Raw genomic sequence first — 17,620 nt, 5'->3', positions numbered from 1 at the left:
TATTATTTTAATCAAATTATGATCAAATTGCATCAAATAAAATTCAAATAGGGAGATAGGCTGAGGGTCTTGGCATTCAACCCTCAGCTAAAATTTATTTAAAAGCTGTCTGAATAGGAATTCCGTCGGTAGGTTTATCGTTATCAAGCTTGGTGTCTATTTGGGTATCGGGAGGTTGTGTTTGAGTTAAGTCATGCAAATCTTTAATATCAAGATTGGCGTCTTCTTCATCAAGTCGCTCGTCAAATTCCAAATGGGGTTCTTCTTTTTTATGCGCTCCCACACCTGAAGAGCTAGCTCCCATGAGGTCGAGCATTTTTACTGGACTTTCCATTGGTTTTTTGGCTTTAATTTTAAGCGGGTCAACGGATTCTTGTTGCATTTGCTCACTTTCCTGTTTGGCAAGATTGTAGTTTGTTGCCTTGAGGCCGTGATCAATACACTTGTTTAGATAAGTCATCAAATTTTTCTTGTTTCCTTCGGGACTTATTGCGAACGTAATCAACACGCGGTTAAAATCATCAAGTCTATCTAATTTTACCGCCGCATCAAACGCTTCGGCTACTTTGGCTTCAAGTTCATCATCAGCGTGAAAATCGTGAATGATTTGTCTTAATTGCTTTTGGATATCCATTTGCAGATTAAGTTCAACGTGTTTTAAAAATCCTTTATTGGTTTCTTGAACGCAATAGCGTTGAATGGCATCCAGCGCTGATTTCATTGCCTTAGCTTTCTCTACAGGATCAACTTTACTCATGACTTCGAATTTATAATGTTCAATTCTGGAAATCGCGAGGTCTTGTAAACCTTCAGGATAACCTTTTGCAATTCGGCGCAAATCTTCGATATTGGTATAATCTTCCTTTTGATTAAATGCACGGAGAGCCGGAAACAAGCTTGTTTCGGTAAGTTTTGCTAATTCGGTAGCAGGAATATGAAGGGTATTCTTAGATTTTTTGCAACTATGCAAATCGACTCCATTTTTTCCTAAAATGTAAATCAATTGCTCAGCATCAAAATTAGCAAAGGTAAGGCTAACCATTCCCGCATTTTCACGAATCGATAAAATGTTGTTCGTGTTACGATAGGTCCATGGATTGCGGTAAGGTCTACCATCATCGGAAAATAAAACAGGATTATTAACCAATTTTTCTAATAATAAACTTGATTTTATGAGGTTTTTGTTAGCCAAAAAAACAGTTGGGGTAATTGCATGGCCATTAAGTGGGGGGAAATTTTTAAATGTGGAGTCTAATCGTCGGTTAAGTGCTGTTTTTATCTTAATGGCATCTTTTTCTAGCGTTTTTAGTTCGGTCAATTCTTTTTTTAATGTCTCGAGTTCTTCGCCTTTTACTCTTTGTGATTTAAGGCCTGCAATTGCATTTTCAATTTGTCTTATTTTAGTTTGATGGGCAGAGATAACCTCATCAAGCATGAAATTAATTTTGGGTTGACTTTTAAATAAATGAGCAAAGCTCTCTACCTTGCTATCAAAAGAGGAATCGTCCACTAACGTTCTATTCCTTCCCTTATAATGCCGAGTATGTCTACCGAACCCGACGGGTACCAGGCTAAAGCGAGTGTCGATTTCCAACCTGTCTTTCTCCATGGTTACCTGATCAAACACATAAAGCGATTGGCCGTCTTTTATGCCTTTGTTTTGCCCCGCCATCATTCCTATAAAATCAGGGTCATTGCATAGGTAACTGAATGCTTCAATCTTGCCTAAGTCTTCAATGAATTTATCGCTATTTAGTTCATTTCCTACAGGTATAATGCTGGCGTAATGCTGGTACTTGTCACCAATTTTTTTGAGTGCTTCCAACGAGAATCCACTTGGGAGAACGACGGTTTCTTCGGTACCTCTAGCAAATTCACTGAGCAGTTGTATCTGATCGAAAGGGACGAACAATGCTGCTTTTCCTTGAAATTGGACCATATTAGAGTTTGTCGTGGTAAAGCCTAATATTCTTGAAATATTCAATGCAATGGCTTCTCGTTGGACTTCAGTGGTTTTCTCATGTTTAGGTAGTTTAAGAATTGCTTTCGTAGACAAGGTAAAGTTGTTTCGGTTATCAGTATATTCTGAGAAACCCATTTCCTCTTCTTGCTGAATGTTTCTCAATTTTTGTTTTACTTCATCTAAACCAATCAGGGATATTTTTTCTGTTACTCCGCCAGCCTTTTCGGGGAGAGTACAAAAATAAGCAGGGGAGCCGTCTTGCTTAGGAATCTCAAAGATTTCTAATCGGGCTATTTTGTTGAGATCGTTTAATAGGTTTAATTCGGAAATTAACTGCTGATTTCCTTTATTCTTACTTAATAATTTTTCGTGATTCTCAATAGCGATTCTCAAATCTTTGTAAGTATCTAATTTGAGATGAGGCATTGTCTGTTTTGCAATAGATAATAACTTTCTAACCGCCTCTTCTTTTAAATATTCGAATTCTTCATCATGATTTGCTGGAAGATGTTGAGCTACCCTTCGCGTGTAATCCGTGTTGGGAAGACCTTTCAATTCATCTGCCAAATCCATACGTTGATCTAATTTTTCTTCATCATAGCCCGTGCAGACAGGAGGGATAGTGTTTGAAAATTGGAGAGCGCCATCCAATATGGCAGCAAAAGTGCTAAAATTCGGATGTGTTGGTTCAAGTTCAGCTACTTTCAAAAAATTAGGTCCCCAATCGTCCATCCGCTCAATTGCCTCATCGAGGGAACCATAGTTTGCTATATTATCTAACCAGGACTCTTGATAGATTTCACCAAATTTGTGCTTTAGATAAAAAGCAATCAATTTCTTTTTAGTTTGAGGATGCATAGTTCCCCCTAATGGAGTTTATATTTTATATAATATGTATATATATTAAACCAAAATTATTAAGTTGGTATTAACTTCGGAGAAGCATTTGCGGCGGGATAAATGCTTTGGCTTATTTTGAAAGATCACTTATTATTTTTGGAATGTTAAAAATGGGCTTATAGATGAATTTGAATAAAAGAGAGGCGCTTGCTCGTTTTATCGTTTGGTTCTTTCTTGCTAATACAATTCTATTTTGGCTATTAGGTTTTGAATTTTTGAAAGCGATTTTCCTGTCTAAAACGTTATTTGCCAACACAGCAGCTGATTTCAGTACGATGACAGGGAAAGTGATCATCGTTCTTTTTGCAATACTTAATTATTTAAGTTACATGATGCTGCTCGCATTTATCCCAGCAGGATTCTTGTTACTAATAGCTTATTTTTTGCCCAACAAGAAGTTGGTTTGGTCTTTAAGCGTTGTCCTAGCCACAGTGTGTATCGTGCTATTGATTGCGGATGTTCGCATTTATTTGATGTTTAAATTTCATCTTAATTTTTTGATATTGTCATTGATTTTTCATACCCAGTGGAACGAAGTGTTTGATTTTTCGGCACAAGAATTAACTTATTGTGCTGTACTGATTTTTACAGTTTTTATATTTGAAATTTTTATTGCTTGGGTAGTTTGGAAAAAAATTGTGCTAGCTGAGCGGCTTAAAATTGGTAAACCCATTTCGCTGGCTTGGTCTGGTTGTTTTCTAGTGTGTTATTTTACTTTGACACTGTCGATTACAAATAACAATAATCTTTTTACCCAGCAAATCCCGAATTTACCCCTATATAATCAAATAATTAGCACTTTGATCCCTGCAAAAAATGCAAAATTGATTTTAACCCGCTTTAGCGAAAGTAATTTTGCTCAACCTATTTTTTCTACTGACAAGTTAAATTATCCTCTCCATCCAATGCGATGTGATAAACCGATTAATTCTTATAATATTATCTTGATCATGGTCGATTCGCTTCGTTTTGATAATCTGCAAAAAGGATATATGCCTAATGTTGAGAGGTTTGCTAAGAAAAGTTGGCAATTTCAAAATCATTTAAGCGGCGGTAATTCAACGCAACCAGGATTATTTTCGATTTTTTATTCCATACCAAGTAGTTATTGGACCGCTGCTTTAGAGCAAAAAGTTCCCGCTATCCTGACTGAATTATTGATTAAATACGGGTACTCAACCCACGTCTTTTGGTCTAGCGTTTTGTATAACCCTCCTTTCGATAAAACGATTTTTACCGGATTAGCCAATCTTGATATCAATGGGTCGCACAAAGACAATATTGGCGATAAGGATAGGGATATAACGCAAAAAGCAATTAATTTTCTGATGGATAAGAATCATAAATCACCTTTTTTCCTATACCTTTTCTACGATGCACCGCATGGTTTTTGCCGTGAGCAAAATTTTTCAGCTCCTTATCAACCTGCACCGAACCAATGCTCCCGTATTAATTTAACCAATGAAGTTGATCCTCAACCTTTCTATAATCGTTATCTTAATGCGGTCAATTTTGATGACGAGGAAGTTGCTAAACTACTAAATACTATTGAACAACAAGGTTATTTGGAGAATAGTATTGTTATTTTTACGGCAGATCATGGCCAAGAGTTTAACGACAATAAACAAAATTATTGGGGACATGCTGGCAATTTTACCCGAGTACAAATTCAGGTACCACTGCTTATCCATTGGCCGGGTCAATCTCCCCGTACAATTGAATATTTAACAACAAGTTATGATATAGTACCAACATTAGTTAACCATTTGTTTAATTGCCAGAATCCAACTCAAGATTATAGCATTGGTCAGGATTTGTTGCGTGAACAAGGACGCTTACCTTTTGTGATAGCAGGAAGCTATATCAACATGGGAGTGGTAGAGCATGATCGACTTACGACTTTACAAGTTTCGGGAGATGTGACGATTACTGATCCTCATGCTGAACCTACACCGGATGCAAAACCAAGAATGGATCGCATAAAGCAGGCATTGACTCTCATGCGCCGTTATTATGCAAATTAATTCAACCATTTTTAGTCTGTGCAGGACAAAAAATAAAGCAGATAAAAATGACAATTTTCTCTCCGGTTTTATGGGGGTTCCGCTTTTTCCCCACACTTCGTGCTGGGGAGGAAGGTGAGGCATTTTGCAACAACGCCGAGATAAATTGAAGAATTTAATCTTAGATGCAAAAAGTAGTTTTTGATTTTTTGTACCGCAATGAGAGTTTATTAAATATACGAGGCTTGCGTCCGTAGAAATTTGCCGATCTTACCCGCTAATTAAGAATAAAATTCGACTTTATGGAATTCATCAGTTAACTTATTTATTTGGATATTAAACTATACTCATGGAATGAACTATCAAGATACTAAAGGAAAAATTTTTCGGTTCATAGGCTGGTTTTTCCTAACCAATGCTTTCCTGTTTTGGTTATTGGGTTTTGAGTTCCTAAAAATCACTTTCTTATCAAGAACTTTGTTCACCAACTACGTAGTTAGCTTCACAGGAATACTTGGCAAAATTTTAATTGTTAGTTTTGCATTGATTAACTATTTATCTTATATGATGCTGCTAGCATTTATTCCTGCTGGGATCCTGTTGCTTATTGCTTATTTTTTGCCATCTAAGCGTTTAATTTGGTTACTAAGCGTGTGCGTCGCCACCATAAGTGTAACCCTATTAATTATTGATAGTCGTATTTACATGATGTTCAAATTTCATCTTAATTTGACTATTTTAACGATGCTTTTTCACAGTCGTTGGAATGAAGTTTTTGATCTCTCTCGACAAGAGATATTTTTTAGTCTTGCTGTCATTTCTCTAGTATGTTTGTTAGAAATTTTTCTTGCCTGGGTGGTATGGAAAAAAGTCGTTGTAACAGAGCGCTATAAAATTGGTAAGAAAATCACTTACTGCTGGTGTGGCGGGTTCTTTTTTTGTTATTACATTTTAGTCTTATCAGTAGTTAATAATGTCAATCTTTTTACTCAGCAAACTCTCAATCTCCCCCATTTTAATCAGCTGTTTGCTTATTTCATTCCTAACAAAGATGCGCATGATATCTTAAGGCGCTTTAGTGAAGCTGATTTTGCCCAGCCTTTTTTCCCTAACGATAAAATGAATTATCCGCTTCATCCGTTGCAGTGCAAAAAGCCCGCCCGTCCTTATAATATTATTTTGATTATGGTCGATTCGTTGCGATTTGACAGTGTGCAAAAGGGATATATGCCGAATGTGGCGCGATTTGCTAAAAATAATTGGCAGTTTTTAAATCACATAAGCGGTGGTAATTCCACTCAGCCTGGATTATTTTCGATATTTTATTCAATTCCCAGTAACTATTGGACGGCCGCATTAAAGCAAAATGTACGTGCTATTTTTACCGACTTATTGATTAAGTATGGTTATTCAACCCATATTTTTTGGTCTAGCCTCATTTCTACTCCTCCGTTCGATAAAACTATTTTTAATGGGTTAACTAATATCGGATCTGATGGTTCGCCAAAAGACAATATTGGCGATAAAGATAGGGATATCACCCAAAAAGCCATTGATTTTTTGCTCGATAAAAACCACAAATCGCCTTTTTTCTTGTACCTTTTTTATGATGCGCCTCATGGATTTTGTCGTGATCAGAATTTTGCGACGCCTTATCAACCAGCATTGAAAGAATGCACCCGTATCACAATGACCAACAGCGATGATCCTATTCCTTACTATAACCGCTATTTGAATGCCGTGAATTTTGATGATGGGCAAATTGCTAAAATCCTTGATATCATCGAGCAGCAGGGATATCTAAATAATAGTATTGTCATATTCACGGCTGATCATGGCCAAGAATTTAACGATAATAAACAAAATTATTGGGGACATACCAGCAACTATACTGAAACGCAAACGCATGTTCCGCTAATCATCCATTGGCCAGGTGAACCACCCCGTACGATTGAATACACAACAACGAGTTATGATATAGCGCCTACGTTGATTAAGCGTTTATTTGATTGCAGCAATCCAGTTCAAGACTATAGCATTGGCCAAGACTTATTGATTAAAGAGGGACGCGCCCCTTTTATTTTGGCGGGAAGTTATATCAACATGGGCATTATCGAACCCGATCGACTCACTACTTTGCAAGTTTCAGGTGGAATAACAATCACTAATCGCCATGCAGAACCTGAGCCTGATGCCGAACCTAGAAAAGACGTGCTTAAACAGGTCTTGATTTTAATGCGCAAATACTACGCAAAATAGAGCGTATCATTATCTTCATTTTGATTAACCATGGAACTTCAGCATACCCGCTCGCTCGCATTGTTAAAATTTTAACCATTTTCAATTGACAAAATAAAACCAAATTGTACAATGTGCGGTTTTTTTGAGATTTATAGGAAATTTAGATGGCCCCCGGAACGATACATTATTGGCAAGGACTGATAGGCGATGAGGAGAAGTTAGAGGAATACAAGCCAATTATAGAGAAGTTGGTAAGAGGGGAATATAAATCGCTAGGATTAGAATGGATAGTAAAGCCGTATGTTTACAGTGTTAGGGCGAGTCAAGGGAATCGTTTACTGTTTGCGAATGCGGAAGTAAAAGGCCATCCGTATATTTTGTTTTTGAAAGACATAGGACATCAATATCACCGGAGTCCATTTGTGGTGATTCCTGGATATTGCGAACGCTATTTGGAGAAATATCGCCATTATTTAGAGGAGGTGTTGGAGCAATCAGGGCAAGAGGAAGGTTTGGTTTCTAATTTGCAGGGTAATAAAGAAGGGACGGGGATAAAATGGGTAGGCCTTGAGTATTACAATCAGAATTTCATTGAGTTAAACAGTAAACAAGAGGAAGCGTTAAAGGCGAAATTACCGTTGTTAGTGAGTGGCCCTCCTGGTTCAGGGAAGTCGTGTGTGTCGTTATTTTTAATGAATCCGTTGCTGAATGGTTTGCCGTTAGAGGGGAATAATGGTGTTTTGTATGTGACGCAATCATCGCGCTTAGTTGAGCAGATGCAGAGGGGTAGTGCGGAAGGATTACCGGCTGAAGCGGAGGGCCGGGTTGGGTATCAATCGTATGAGTCGTTGGCGAGAGTGCTTCATGGAGAAGAGTTAGCGGGTAAAACACTAGTTGATAAGGAGGAGTTTGCAGAGTGGTTTAGGCACTATGTTTCGAAGAAGCAGGAAGAATTAAAAGCGCGAGAGTCCACCCAAGGTTGGCGAAAAGGGAAATTGGAGGAATTAAAGGAGAAGGGCAGCCAAGTCTATCAAGAGTTTCGGATTTTATCGGGATATGATGAAGCGGGGTACCTGTCCTTAGGAGGGAAGCAAAGTATATTTCATGATTCAGAAGAGAAGGGATGGATTTACGCGGCGTATGAAGCGTATCAAATATTTCTTAAATCGGAGAAGAAAGTTGACCTTGCTTTTTTCCCGTTTGTTGTGAAAGGTCGTTATGAGATGGTGGTGGTTGATGAATCGCAAGATTTGTCCTATTTGCAGCTTCGCAATTTGCTGGAATTAGCGAAGGCTGGTCAAGTATGCCTTTGTATTGATACCCGTCAAAGTTTAAATGATTCTAAATCGAAGCGCCCTTATATAGTTGAGACGTTGCGAAAGATGGGCTATGAGGTGAGTCACATTGAGTTGCCATTCTCGCATCGTTGCCCGGAGGTTGTGGTTCCATTTTTGAATAATGCGGTGGGTATCCGCAATGTTTTAACGGGTGGTAGCGATGATAAGTTGGGGCAATCGAAAATCACAGGTTGTTCTGGGAAAAAGAAAGCGGGCAGTATCCGATGGGTTGAAGGGCCTGATGAAGAGACCCTGAAGTTTTTGCATGAGTTAGCTAAGACGACGCAGTTTGCGGTGGTAACGCAAGCGGAATATGTGGAGGAAGCGCGCAAGCTGTATAAAACGGAAATGGTATTTACCGTTGAGCAGATTAAAGGGTTGGAGTTTCGGACGGTTGTTGCGCACAAAATACTTGAGCCGACAGAGCTTCTTCGTGAAGCAGATGATATTCTTGAAGAGTATTTGAAAGTAAACCCGGATGTGCTTTTGGATAAATCGAAGGCGGCCCACCGGGCGAAGAAAGGGCAGGGTGATGAGCGCTTTGGCCCTCCGATGAACCAGTTTTTCACGGCATGTTCGCGTGCAACCGAGCATTTAATCATCAACCAGAAAAGGCATCATGCGTTACGGCATTTATATCAATTGCTGGGAGTGGGGTTGCCCAATAAAGAAGAAGCTCAAGAAGTAACGTTTGCAGTATCGACAAAAACGGAGGAGGAGTTGCGTCGAGAGTGGTTATCCAAAGCCATTGATTTTGTGAAGCAAGGTTTGCCGCAAGCGAGAGAGATTTATATTCATAAATTGGGGCATAAACCGGAAGAATTTGAGGCATTTAGAAAAGAGCATGAGATTAAACTGGCATCGGTGGTAAATCCTGTGGCTGATAAACCCGGGCTTAAAAACACGCAAGCGGCTGAACAATCGCCCGCACAAGAAGACAAACGGTCGAAAAAAAGCAAGAAAAAGAAGAAGAACCGGAAAGGAAAAAAGGATGTAGGTCCTGTGGAACAGCAGAATGCTACCCTCCCGACAAAATCATCTCTTGTTACTAACCCTCCACGCGAGCAAACTTCGAAGCGATTTAGTGAGGTGATATCCCATGCATTACTACCACAACCTAAGCCCCAAAGAACGCCCCAAGAATATGTTGTCGATCTATTTAACAGTCTGACAATCAATAATCTCGAACGTCTATTTGCCTGCGATGAAGATAAGCTTTTTAGATTTTTGTTTGCCATCCCAATGCCAGATGGTCAATGTTTATTAAGCCACATTCTTGAAAGTGAAAAAAATGAGATTTTGTTGGAATTTTTAGATAAGCATAAAGAGAGTGTTTATAAATTCACAGGCGAGCATTTTTCCAAACCTATTCCTGGCCATCCTAATAATCTCACCCCATTTGAATTATTAGCCAAGTCAGTAGGAGGTTTGAGCTTTTTATATTATATTCTTTATTACAACCCATTTCTCATTTTGACATTATCGGTTACTCACATACTATGTCCTCCTCATAAAACATGGGAAGAATTAAATAATCCAAATACGCTTTTATTTCATTTAATGAATGAAAATAGGATAGCGCAGCCCAACGGGATAAATGTATTAAAATTTTTGATGGCAACAGATTTATATAATGAGTTCTGTAAACCGGATGTGAAAGGTAATACCTGGTTTCAATGGGCGGCAGAGCAAGATAGATTCGATCTGACATCACTCATGGTATCGAGCCCTACATTGAATATGGAAATTCTTGAAAGAAAAAACAATGAGGATCGTTCTTTAGCTGGTTTGCTAAACGTGTGTATGCCAGGGTTGGTTGATACACTAAAGCAGAAGAAAACATCCCCTTCCCATATGTCTTCATCGGAGCTTCAAATAAATTCGGCATTAAACCATGTGTGGGGCCACCAGAATTTAAAAAAATTATTCCATTCTCATCCTAGCACGATTTGCAGAAGGTTATTTACTCCATTGTGCAAGGAGGAATATCTAGTAACGCGTTTACTTACAAGCAATCAAGTTGTACAAGTGTTCGAATCAGGAGCGCTTTGGGAGCATGATTGGAATTGTTTTAATGGAAAATTTTTCTCAGAAAAAATTCCAGGAAAAAATTGTACTCCTTTAGAAGTATTGTTTAATTCAGTAAACGGATGCTTCTTTTTATATTCAATTCTGAAGGAAAATGTTAATTTTGCTTTACAAATCGATACTGCCATTATTTGTCCTCCCCATAAAAAATGGGATGAACTAAAAGAGAAAAAATCCTACTTATATCAATTGGCTACAGAAGCTGTGGGGCCTGTGGGAATCAATTTATTATTGGGTTTTTGTGAAAACTGCAGATTAATCGATGCTTTATCTAAGCAAGATAGCGAAGGTAATACTTGGCTTCACTGGGCTATCGAAAATAGGGTGAATCGGGATATGATACTGTCAATTTACTCTATGATAGATGATAGCGTTTGCAAAAAGCCAAATAAAAAAGGCATAACACTTGAGGAGCTCATAAAAACAATTGGTTTAAAAGATATAGGAAAAGGGACTCCTTCACCAAACCAAAACAAAAAAGCAAGCGTTGAAGTAACTGAAGTACCGTTAGGTTATATATCCTTAAATATCTCATAGCAATCTGGCTTGACTCGGGGAACCTCTGTTTTCTCATTATTGTGTTATCCCCAAAGGAGTCTTTCAATTGGCCCTAAATATATAGAATATTGTTGTCAAGTGCAGTGTGAATAAAATTATTGTGGAGAAATAATGTACTTTAAAGATTGGTGCTTTCATGTTCATGGAATTACACTATTTTCAGAAGCTAGGGTAATTAAGAGCATGTTTATTCCTCTACTATTTCAGATTGATATGGGTACAAAATTTGTAGTAGATAATAGAGGATATTTTTGTACTCTCAATGGTGTTTACGGAGTAGTATTCCCTAAAGAGAATTACAATCTTTTTATTGATAATATTCGCGCAGAATATCAATCAATTGATTCTCATGAAGTTAACGAAAATCACTTTAGAAATTACAAAAATAATTATCTTTACAGACTTGGGTTGGATGACCGTCGCGAAATTAAATACAATCAACCAGCAAATATCTCTATCATCATAGATAAAAAATATGTCGCTGAATTTTTTATTCATTTTGGCAAATATAATCCCCGCCCCAGTTTTGATTGTTTAACTTCTACTGAAGTTGTTGAAATGCCCCCAATTTTTTTGGAAGATTTAAAAATACAGTACTACCAAAGCACTCTTTTTTCTGAAAAGAATCTCTCTACTGATCTTTATGCATTAAAAGCCCATGAAGAACGACTAAAACACCTATTGCAACAGGTTTATTCCAATACTTATATTTTGGATGCGGCAAATCGGTTGTTTTTGGATTATGACAACACTCGGTTGCCACTTACAAATGAACAAGCTTGCAGTGCCTATGCATTGTCATTAAAAGTTTTTGCGGAAATTAATTGCTATACATTATCACCAACAGACTACTGTCGATTTCAAATTGCTGCAACTCGACTGGAGGCTTACGATAAGCTGCAGACTTTGAGACAAAGCCTTAAATCTGACATTGTATTCCTTAAATACCTTAGAGAGTATTGTGCTAAATGTTTATCGCAAATCACCACACACGCTCATGGAGAATTTCCTTCGACGGATGAGCTGGCACAAGAAGATAAACGGTTTATCATAAAGCTTATTCAGGACAACATAGACAATTTGTTTTGGGGTAATCCTCATGCTTTTCTTCAGCCTGATGCTTTTTTTACCACATTGCGCTTTCTTCCAGATGATCAAAATCGCTCGGATACTGATGAGATAGTCCTAGAAGGTGGAGCGAAGTCAAATCATTTTTCTATATTCCGTATAATCAAGGTGGGAATTCTTGCCGACGGTCAGCTTGCAGGACCAGATGATACTCCTCACCATTTCGATTATTTTAAAATTGAAAATAATTTAGGATCGAAATCCAGAGGCAAAAATGAAGAGACTAGAACTTGTTTCGGAACTTATATAACAAAATTAGTTCCTTTTTTTCAAAATACTCAGGGGGAGTTTGTAGGTCTGGATATTGATCCATTTGCTCATCCCCGGTTTTATCAACTTATCATGGAAAAGACGCTAAGAGACTTGATAAGTATTGAGCGGCTACTTTTATTTTATCGGGCACCTTACCCAGGTTTTGGAGCCAATAATGGTACGTACTCTACAGTGAAGAGTCGGGAAGCCCAAGATTGGGTGCGTCTTTTTCAATTAAGGGAACTTCTAAGTGGGATCCCCTATGATCAAGCGATTAGGTATTTTATTCGAGATCCAATTGATCCAAGCATTCGCTATGAATATTTTGCTCACAACCAGCGAGGATATCTCCAGGAGGGAGGGAGCTGCCCAATTTTTTCAATTAAAAGTTTTTTGGATAGTATCATGGGAACAGATATCAACAGCCAGCACACGAACTTCGGTCAACAAAATGATGGTAGTGGACTTATTTATGCATTACGACTCGCTTTATCGAGGGTGCGGAACCGAATTATAGATATAGAGTCGTTAAAAATTAAAGGTCGGAATCAAGAAGTTTATGATTTGGTTAGGGATTTTAAAAGGTATCTGGGCGTTAGTGGTAATATAGGTGGATTGTCGTTAGGAAGAATAGATCGGCAAGTTTCATACATCAAAATTACTGATAATGTACTTAAAGGAAAATGGTATGAATTTTTTGCTGAGTATCAACAGAAGCATAAACCCTCTCTAAGTAGTAAACCAAATTTCTTTGCTAAACCACCTTTGACTGGTTCTGTTCGAATTTTAAAGCGGCCTCACCCAGCTTCCCATAGGGGGGAAGACCTGAATACCGCAAAGATGAGATTGTAAGAGACATCGGCTGAAACAACCCAAAAGCTGTTGCAGTGAAGAAAATAGATGTAGTTAGGGAGGGGTATTAGGCTTGCTCTTCAGACCCAGCAATAATTTTAAGGGTATCGAGTAAGATGGGTTTTAATTTTTCCCAATATTTCTTCGATGTGCTTCTCATTTTCATACTTTGTCCTTGGCCAAAAAAATCCCTTTAATCCATCGTGTTTGTTTCTAGGTACAATGTGAATATGTAGATGCGGAATACTCTGGCTTATGACATTATTCATGGCAATAAAGCTGCCGCTTGCTTCCATGGCTTTTTCGACAGCTGTTCCGATTTTTTTAGTTAAAATAAACAAAGGACTAACGAGGGGATCAGGTAAATCGTAGAGCGTACTATAATGTGTTTTGGGTGCAAGTAGCGTATGGCCGTAGAAAAGAGGACGATGATCTAAAAAGGCAATAAACTGCTCATCCTCGTAGACGATATAAGCTTTTTCTTGTTTTTTGACAATTAAATCGATAATACAGCTTTTTTTTGGATTGGCATTATCGTTTTCCATCATTTCCATATCCCGTTTTATTGGCAAACCTCAGCATACAAATCATAATCATCGCTATCAGTGATAACCACTTCAATTTTATCGCCAACTTTGATGTTTCTAGAAGGAGGCAAAAAGACCAAGCCATCAATCTCCGGTGCGTCGCTTTTACTGCGGGCAATAATTTGCTCTTCGTTAATTTCATCCACTAAAACAGTTTGTTTCGAGCCAATTTTGGCTTCTAACTTAGAGCGACTGATTTCTGCTTGAACTTGCATAAAGCGATGATAACGCTCTTCTTTAACCTCTTGAGGCACAGGATTAGCCAGTTCGTTTGCTTTAGCGCCCTCGACAGGAGAATATTGAAAACAACCTACTCGGTCCAAGCGTGCTTCTTCCAAGAAATCAAGAAGCTCTTCAAATTCTTCTTCAGTTTCTCCCGGAAAGCCAACGATAAAGGTCGAACGAAGGGTAATATCTGGACAGACCTCTCGCCATTGAGTAATGCGCGCTAAAGTATTTTCGCTGTTCGCAGGGCGTTTCATTGCTTTCAATACGCGCGAATTTGCGTGTTGCAATGGAATGTCTAAGTAAGGGAGCAGAAGACCGTCGCGCATTAATGGGATGATTTCATCCACATGAGGGTAGGGATAAACGTAGTGTAAACGGACCCAAATACCTAATTCACCGAGCTGCTGGCATAAATCATAAAATTGAGTTTTGATCGTCTTATCCTGCCATGTAACGGGTTGATAACGGGTATCTATACCGTAAGCGCTAGTATCTTGGGAGATGACCAGTAATTCCTGTACCCCTGCATCCTTTAATCGTTTAGCTTCGGTAAGCACTTGGGCAAGTGGGTAGCTTTGTAATTTTCCGCGCATTGTTGGAATGATGCAAAAGGTACATTTTTGATTGCATCCCTCCGAAATTTTTAAATAGGCGTAATGCCTTGGTGTTAATTTGATCCCTTGAGGCGGAATAAGTTGAGTGAAAGGATCAGCTGGAGGGGGTAGGTGCTGATGTACCGCATTAACGACTTCTTCATAAGCATGTGCGCCACTGATGTGGAGTACATCCGGGCAAGCTTCGCGTATGAGATCAGCCTTAGCGCCAAGGCAACCCGTAACAATGACACGGCCATTTTCTGCCATCGCTTCTTTGATGGTATCTAAAGATTCAGTGACAGCTGCATCAATAAAACCGCAGGTATTGACAATAACAATCCCTGCATCCTGATAATTCGATACTAAATCATAGCCCTGGGCACGCAATTGAGTGATGATTCGTTCTGAATCAACTAACGCCTTAGGGCAGCCTAAGCTGACAAAGCCCACTTTATGGTTCATAATCTTCTGTTTGTAAAAAAAGTGGGCGAAATTATAACGCTTCTGAAGCTAGATTGTCTAATAACGATGAGAATGCCCCTTTGGGTTATTTCCTCGAAACAGTAATCGAGCTTAAAGCCAGGTTCAATTGGTTTAAAAATTCATAAGGTGAAGTTTCACCAACCAACCGCAAATGGGTTAGCTCGTTTCCTAACTCATTAAGAAATAAAAAAGTAGGGGGAGCAACGACATTAAATCGGCTCAGTAATGCTTTTTCTTGTTCTTTATTTCCAGTAATATCAACTTTTACCACGATAAAATCTTTTAACGCTTCTGTGATTTGCGGATCTTTAAAAACGGTGGATTCCATCAACTTGCAAGAAGTACACCAGTCAGCGTAAAAATCAAGCAAAATGGGCTTTCCTTTGGCATTGGCAATCGCTTTTTGCAATCCATAGACTGTTTTTACAGTTTTATTGGGTATGGTAGAGGCTACAGCGTTGGCCATTTGTAAACCGGCCAAGGGTTGCAGAGGATTGGTGGTCCCCATGCTAGCGCCTATCAGGACGAGTAAGCCGTAGACTAATAAAATAATGCCACACCCTTGGCGGAACTTGTCGGCATTGGTAAACGCGCGTGTGAGCGCCCCGCAATAAATGCCTGAGAAAATGAGTAAACTTGCCCACAATGCCATAACTAATGGCCCCGCTAGGACACGCTCTAGTAGGAATAGAGCTGTAGCAAGTAACAAAACGCCAAAAAAAGACTTAACTGTGTTCATCCATTTTCCGGCTTTAGGTAACCATTTTCCTGCCGAGGTACCAATTAAGATTAAAGGGGTTCCCATACCTAAGCCTAGAAAAAATAAAGCCGAACTACCTAAGGCGGTATCCCCAGTGTGAGCGATATAGCCTAAAGCACCTATGAGAGGGGCTGTTACACAAGGGGATAAAATAAGTGTTGATAAGCAACCCATAATCGCAGCACTTATATAATGGCCGCTTGATTGACTTTGACTCACATGAGCTAGTTTTGCTTGCCAAGATACGGGTAAGCGCAAGTCATAGAACCCAAACATGGATAATGCTAATAGAACAAAGACGAGGCTAAATAAGCCAATGACCCAAGGAATTTGCATCACGATTTGTAAGTTGCTACCAATCTTCGCGACGAGAGCTCCAGCTATCGCATAAGTAATCGACATGCTTAGGACATAACTTAAAGAAAGAAAAAAGGCTTTTCGAATGGAAAGATCCTTGCCATGGCCTACAATAATCCCGGATAGTACCGGTACCATGGGTAAAACACAGGGAGTAAAAGAGAGGAGTAAGCCAAAACCAAAGAAAGTGAGAATGACGATTGCCCAATGATGACTAACAAAAACTGCTTCCACCTTGTCGCTTTGTTGCTCTTGGGGAGCCACGGGTTGTCCATTTGCAGCATCGGTTTCGATGCTTACATCGCTCAAGGCTAGGCTCTTATCAATGGTTAATTTAATCTGCCTGGTCTCAGGAGGGTAGCAAAAACCATCATCGGCGCAGCCTTGAAATTGTACATTAATTAAGCTTTCTCCCGGTTGTTCCCCAAGAATTGCTACCGGCAAAGAGAGCGCATTGCGATAGACAGTATATACGCGCCCTTGCTGATCAGTTTTTTGTGTGGCAGGAGGAAAACGAATCATCCCCAGGTGCGAATTGCTGTTTGATTGCTCGGTTAACTTAATCCGATCGCTGTAAAGAAAATAGCCTGGTTTAACTTGCCAATTGATAACAAATGTATTGGGGTCAACCCGTTTTGTTTCAACCTGAAAAACTTCGGAAGCGGGAAGCGGAACAGCATGGCTAACAAAGGGAGCAAGCCACAATATACCAAAGAAACTCCAAAAAGCGATTTTGGCGATTCTTGAGTATAGGGCAAATAAGAACCATTTCTTCATGGCATGCCTATCTTTTCTGTAAAAATGTAGACCATTGTAGTTCTAGTCTAAAAAAAACCAAAATTTTTTTTATTTTTACCCTTGAAAGTTGCATTGTTGTCCCCATCTGGCATGTCATCAGCAATGCATTCAGATGTGTGCAGGGCTAAAAAAGTCAGAGCTTACTCTGAAAATTATAGGCGATAATTAAAATCAGGAGAGAACAAGTATGAAAATTCGTCCTTTACACGATCGTGTTGTTGTTCGTCGTATGGAAGAAGAGCGTACCACAGCCGGTGGTATTGTTATTCCAGACAGCGCTACTGAAAAGCCAATGCGTGGGGAAATCATCGCAGTGGGTCCTGGCAAAGTTTTGGAGAACGGTGATGTTCGTGCTTTGGCTGTTAAAGTAGGTGATGTGGTTCTGTTTGGTAAGTACTCAGGTACAGAAGTCAAGATATCAGGCCAAGAACTGGTAGTGATGCGCGAAGACGATATCATGGGCGTGATTGAGAAGTAATTTTAGATTAA

The 17,620-nt window shown here is 39.1% G+C and carries 9 protein-coding genes; 5 read left to right on the top strand and 4 right to left on the bottom strand.

What is annotated here, in order from left to right:
* Window positions 1-94: 94 nt before the first annotated feature.
* Window positions 95-2,821 (bottom strand): hypothetical protein, encoded by a 2,727-nt coding sequence (locus tag LMI_RS11155; protein ID WP_045099868.1) that lies wholly within the window; start codon window positions 2,819-2,821, stop codon window positions 95-97.
* A gap of 164 nt (window positions 2,822-2,985) precedes the next feature.
* Here LMI_RS11155 and LMI_RS11150 point away from each other — a divergent pair, with 164 nt between their 5' ends.
* The 4 genes from LMI_RS11150 to LMI_RS11135 all read left to right on the top strand — a co-directional run bounded on the left by LMI_RS11150 (window position 2,986) and on the right by LMI_RS11135 (window position 13,322).
* Window positions 2,986-4,887: a DUF3413 domain-containing protein gene (locus LMI_RS11150; protein WP_045099867.1), complete on the top strand. Its 1,902-nt coding sequence runs from the start codon at window positions 2,986-2,988 to the stop codon at window positions 4,885-4,887.
* A 333-nt stretch (window positions 4,888-5,220) separates the two neighbouring features.
* The gene (locus LMI_RS11145) at window positions 5,221-7,125 is read left to right on the top strand and encodes a DUF3413 domain-containing protein (protein ID WP_045099866.1); all 1,905 of its coding nucleotides are present in this window, start codon (window positions 5,221-5,223) and stop codon (window positions 7,123-7,125) included.
* Between the two features lie 146 nt (window positions 7,126-7,271).
* A complete protein-coding gene (locus LMI_RS11140; RefSeq protein WP_045099865.1) occupies window positions 7,272-11,069 on the top strand; it encodes a DEAD/DEAH box helicase family protein in 3,798 nt (1,265 codons plus the stop codon).
* Window positions 11,070-11,201: 132 nt separating this feature from the next.
* Window positions 11,202-13,322, top strand: a complete 2,121-nt coding sequence (locus LMI_RS11135) for a hypothetical protein (protein WP_045099864.1) — start codon at window positions 11,202-11,204, stop codon at window positions 13,320-13,322.
* Window positions 13,323-13,420: 98 nt separating this feature from the next.
* Here the strand turns inward: LMI_RS11135 and LMI_RS11130 are convergent, their stop codons facing one another.
* The 3 genes from LMI_RS11130 to dsbD all read right to left on the bottom strand — a co-directional run bounded on the left by LMI_RS11130 (window position 13,421) and on the right by dsbD (window position 17,110).
* Complete coding sequence (locus LMI_RS11130) at window positions 13,421-13,870, bottom strand: HIT family protein (RefSeq protein WP_231852150.1); 450 nt, start codon at window positions 13,868-13,870, stop codon at window positions 13,421-13,423.
* 14 nt (window positions 13,871-13,884) lie between these two features.
* Window positions 13,885-15,195 carry a 30S ribosomal protein S12 methylthiotransferase RimO gene (gene rimO / locus LMI_RS11125; protein ID WP_045099863.1) on the bottom strand — a complete coding sequence of 437 codons (1,311 nt, stop codon included), beginning with the start codon at window positions 15,193-15,195 and terminating at the stop codon, window positions 13,885-13,887.
* Window positions 15,196-15,280: 85 nt separating this feature from the next.
* Complete coding sequence (gene dsbD, locus LMI_RS11120) at window positions 15,281-17,110, bottom strand: protein-disulfide reductase DsbD (protein ID WP_082050739.1); 1,830 nt, start codon at window positions 17,108-17,110, stop codon at window positions 15,281-15,283.
* 208 nt (window positions 17,111-17,318) lie between these two features.
* On the opposite strand from dsbD, the gene groES reads away from it, so the two are divergent.
* Window positions 17,319-17,609 carry a co-chaperone GroES gene (gene groES, locus LMI_RS11115; protein WP_045099862.1) on the top strand — a complete coding sequence of 97 codons (291 nt, stop codon included), beginning with the start codon at window positions 17,319-17,321 and terminating at the stop codon, window positions 17,607-17,609.
* Window positions 17,610-17,620 lie beyond the last annotated feature (11 nt).

It is taken from the genome of Legionella micdadei (genome assembly GCF_000953635.1).
Lineage (GTDB): Bacteria > Pseudomonadota > Gammaproteobacteria > Legionellales > Legionellaceae > Tatlockia > Tatlockia micdadei.
This window is presented reverse-complemented; position numbering and strand designations above follow the sequence as displayed.

Excerpts from the sequence above, each read along its gene's own strand:
- dsbD (WP_082050739.1), bottom strand. The coding sequence starts at position 17,110 with ATGAAGAAATGGTTCTTATTTGCCCTATACTCAAGAATCGCCAAAATC.
- LMI_RS11130 (WP_231852150.1), bottom strand. The coding sequence starts at position 13,870 with ATGATGGAAAACGATAATGCCAATCCAAAAAAAAGCTGTATTATCGAT.
- LMI_RS11155 (WP_045099868.1), bottom strand. The coding sequence starts at position 2,821 with ATGCATCCTCAAACTAAAAAGAAATTGATTGCTTTTTATCTAAAGCAC.
- LMI_RS11140 (WP_045099865.1), top strand. The coding sequence starts at position 7,272 with ATGGCCCCCGGAACGATACATTATTGGCAAGGACTGATAGGCGATGAG.
- LMI_RS11145 (WP_045099866.1), top strand. The coding sequence starts at position 5,221 with ATGAACTATCAAGATACTAAAGGAAAAATTTTTCGGTTCATAGGCTGG.
- LMI_RS11135 (WP_045099864.1), top strand. The coding sequence starts at position 11,202 with ATGTACTTTAAAGATTGGTGCTTTCATGTTCATGGAATTACACTATTT.
- LMI_RS11150 (WP_045099867.1), top strand. The coding sequence starts at position 2,986 with ATGAATTTGAATAAAAGAGAGGCGCTTGCTCGTTTTATCGTTTGGTTC.
- groES (WP_045099862.1), top strand. The coding sequence starts at position 17,319 with ATGAAAATTCGTCCTTTACACGATCGTGTTGTTGTTCGTCGTATGGAA.
- rimO (WP_045099863.1), bottom strand. The coding sequence starts at position 15,195 with ATGAACCATAAAGTGGGCTTTGTCAGCTTAGGCTGCCCTAAGGCGTTA.